We start from the raw sequence: 2,892 nt of genomic DNA on the forward strand, positions 1-2,892 counted from the left end.
TAAAGCTCGCCCACCGCCCCGAACGGCACGGGCCCACCATGGCCGTCAAGCAGGTACACCCGCGTGTTCGCAATCGGACGGCCGATCGGGACAATCGCCCCATCAAAGTCAGCCGGGCAACTCCAGGTCGTTGCACAGACTGTCGTTTCCGTCGGTCCATAGGCATTGATAACAGATGCTGCAGGTAAACGTCGGATGAGTTCGGCCTTCGGCAGCTCTCCAGCAAGAATGAGAGCTTGCGACGCCAAATATTCCGCACTCCTGCTTGCCTGCAGTAAGGCCGGAGGCAATGTCGCGTGGGTGATCGATTCACTCCGCAGGTAATCCGAGAGTTCGGCACTCGCCTGGCGGAGCTCATCCGCAGGCAAATGCAAGGCAGCGCCGGAGCCAAGCGCCATAATCATTTCCCAGGCACTGGCATCAAAACCGAAGGAGGCGAACTGCACCACTCGACTGTTTGAACCAACGCCAAACAGTCCGATCTGAGCCAGCCCCAGATTGACCACTCCGCGATGCTCGACCATGACGCCCTTGGGCGTCCCTGTGGAGCCCGAGGTGTAGATGATGTAGGCGAGATGGCGCGCGGTGAGGCCAAGGGCGCGCGGCTCGGGATCCGCAGCAGGCAGTTCGGCCCAGACCGGGGTGTCCTCCAGATCGACCACCGTCACATCGACCAACGCCTCAGGGCCGAGCGCGGCCCGGCCGGCCGCATCGGCCAGCAGCAGCTTGGGCGCGGCATCGGCGAGCACCTGGTTGAGCCGCGCGCAGGGATAGGCCGGGTCCAGCGGCACATAAGCGCCGCCCGCCTTCAGGATCGCCAGCAGTCCCACCACCATGGCCGGGCTGCGCTCGACGCAGATCGCCACCGGCTGGTCCGGCTTGACCCCAAGGGCGATCAGATGATGGGCCAGCCGGTTGGCCCGGGCGTTGAGTTCGCCATAGGAGAGCGCCTCGTCCTCATGCACCAAGGCCACCGCCTCGGGCGTGCGGCGCACCTGCGCCTCGAACAGCTCGTGGATGCAAAGATCCGACGGATAGGCCGCTGCCGTCTGGTTCAGCTCCTCCAAAAGGTAGGTCCGCTCCTCGGGCGGAAGAATGTCGAGCGCGCGCACCGGCCTGTCGGGAGCCTGCTCCAATGCCTCCGACAGCGCTTCGAGCACCCGCTGCATATAGCCGCAGATCCGATCGGCAGAGATCGGCTCCGCCACCTGTGCAGTGAGGCCGAGCGCCTCGCCAAAATCCTCCACCGACAGCGTCAGCGGATAGTTGGTGCGCTCCTCGCTGCCCAGCCATTCCACGCCGGAGAGACCATCGTCCGTCCTGGAGCCGGCCATGGCCGCCGGCGTGTTGTGGCGGTAGTTCAACAGCGCGCCGAACAGCGGCGCCGGCGCCGCAACGCCGCTGCAGCGTTGCGCCTGCGCCAGCGAGGCATGCTCGTGTGAGAGCAGCTCGGCCAGACGGGCATGGGTGAGACGCAGACTTTCCTCAACTCCAGTGCCGTCGAGGTCGAGGCGCACAGGCAGGGTGTTGATGAACAGGCCCATTGCGCGGTCGGCGCCCGCGCCCGCATGCATGCGGCCGAACAGCACCGTGCCGAACACCACCTGCTCTCGGCCGCTGCTGCGCGCCACCACCTGGCCCCAGGCCAGATGGCACAGGCTGGCCAGGCTCACTCCCAGCCGCCGCGCCTGTTCCCGCAGCCGATCGTTGAGCGCCTGCGGCAGCATCCGCCGCGCCTCGCCGACCCCGCTGCCATCGCCGCGCACCTCGTTCAGCCCGAACGGCATGGTCGGCTCGTCGATGTCCGCCAGCTGTTCCTGGAAGAACTCCTCATGCGCCTTGGCGTCGACATCCAGCCGCGCCTGCGCCACCAGATTGCGGAACGGCTGCGGCGCCGCAAGCTCATGCGCGCGTCCCTGGAGCACGGCCCGCACCTCGGCATGCATGATCTCCAGCGTCGTGTGATCGCCGATCAGATGATGCTGCAACTCCAGCAGCAGCCAGCGCCCGCTGCCGGGCTCTCGCGCGATCACAAACCGTAACAGAGGCGCCCGGCCAAGGTCGAGGCGCTGCCGGCGTGGATCGAACCGACGCTTCAGCTGCTCGGAACCGGGACCGCCATCTTCATCCAGCTCGACCTCGGTCACCTCCAGCGGCGCACGCCGCCACACCACCTGGGCCGGGCTCGACAGCCTCTCCCAGACAAAGGCCGTACGCAGAATGTCGTGCCGGTCCACCACCTGCTGAACCGCGCCAAGATAGCGCTCCAACAAGCCGCGCTCGGCAAACGCCATCTGCGAGACCAGTAGGTAGGGATCGCCCTTCGTCGCCAGCAGATGATGGAATAGGATGCCGTCCTGCAGCGGCGACAGGCCATAAATGTCCTGGATGTTGCCGACGCCACCGGGCACCGTGGCGACGACCCGGTCGATCTCTTCCTGCCCAAGCTCGATGAGCGGCAGCATCTGCGGCGTAATCGCCGCACTCTGCTCGGTGATCGGGTTGGCAGGCACCGCCACCTCGTGAAGGCTGCCAAGGCTTTCGGCCAGATCGCAAAGCACCGGCCTGGCGAACAGGGTGTGTACCTCCACCCCGAGCGACAGCCGCCGCAGCCGCTCCATCAGCTGCACCGCCAGGAGCGAGTGGCCGCCGAGTTCGAAGAAGTTGTCGTGGCGCCCGATGCGCTCGATCCCGAGCAGCTCCGCCCAGATCTGCGCCAGCGCCGTCTCGACCGCGCCCTGCGGCGCACCATAGGCGGCGTGCGCATAGGCCTCGTCGGCCGGCGCCGGCAGCGCCTGGCGGTCGAGCTTGCCGTTCGGTGTCAGCGGCAGCCCATCCAGCCGCACGAAGGCCGACGGCACCATGTAGTCGGGCAGCCTCGCACCCAGATGA

1 protein-coding gene is annotated in these 2,892 nt (G+C 66.9%); it reads right to left on the minus strand.

Going from position 1 to position 2,892, the window contains the following annotated elements:
- Window positions 1-2,892: AMP-binding protein (locus tag EN808_RS34990; RefSeq protein ID WP_145973044.1), on the minus strand; the 2,892-nt coding region annotated here is incomplete at both ends.

Source organism: Mesorhizobium sp. M8A.F.Ca.ET.165.01.1.1, assembly GCF_004792065.1.
In the GTDB taxonomy this organism is placed as follows: domain Bacteria; phylum Pseudomonadota; class Alphaproteobacteria; order Rhizobiales; family Rhizobiaceae; genus Mesorhizobium.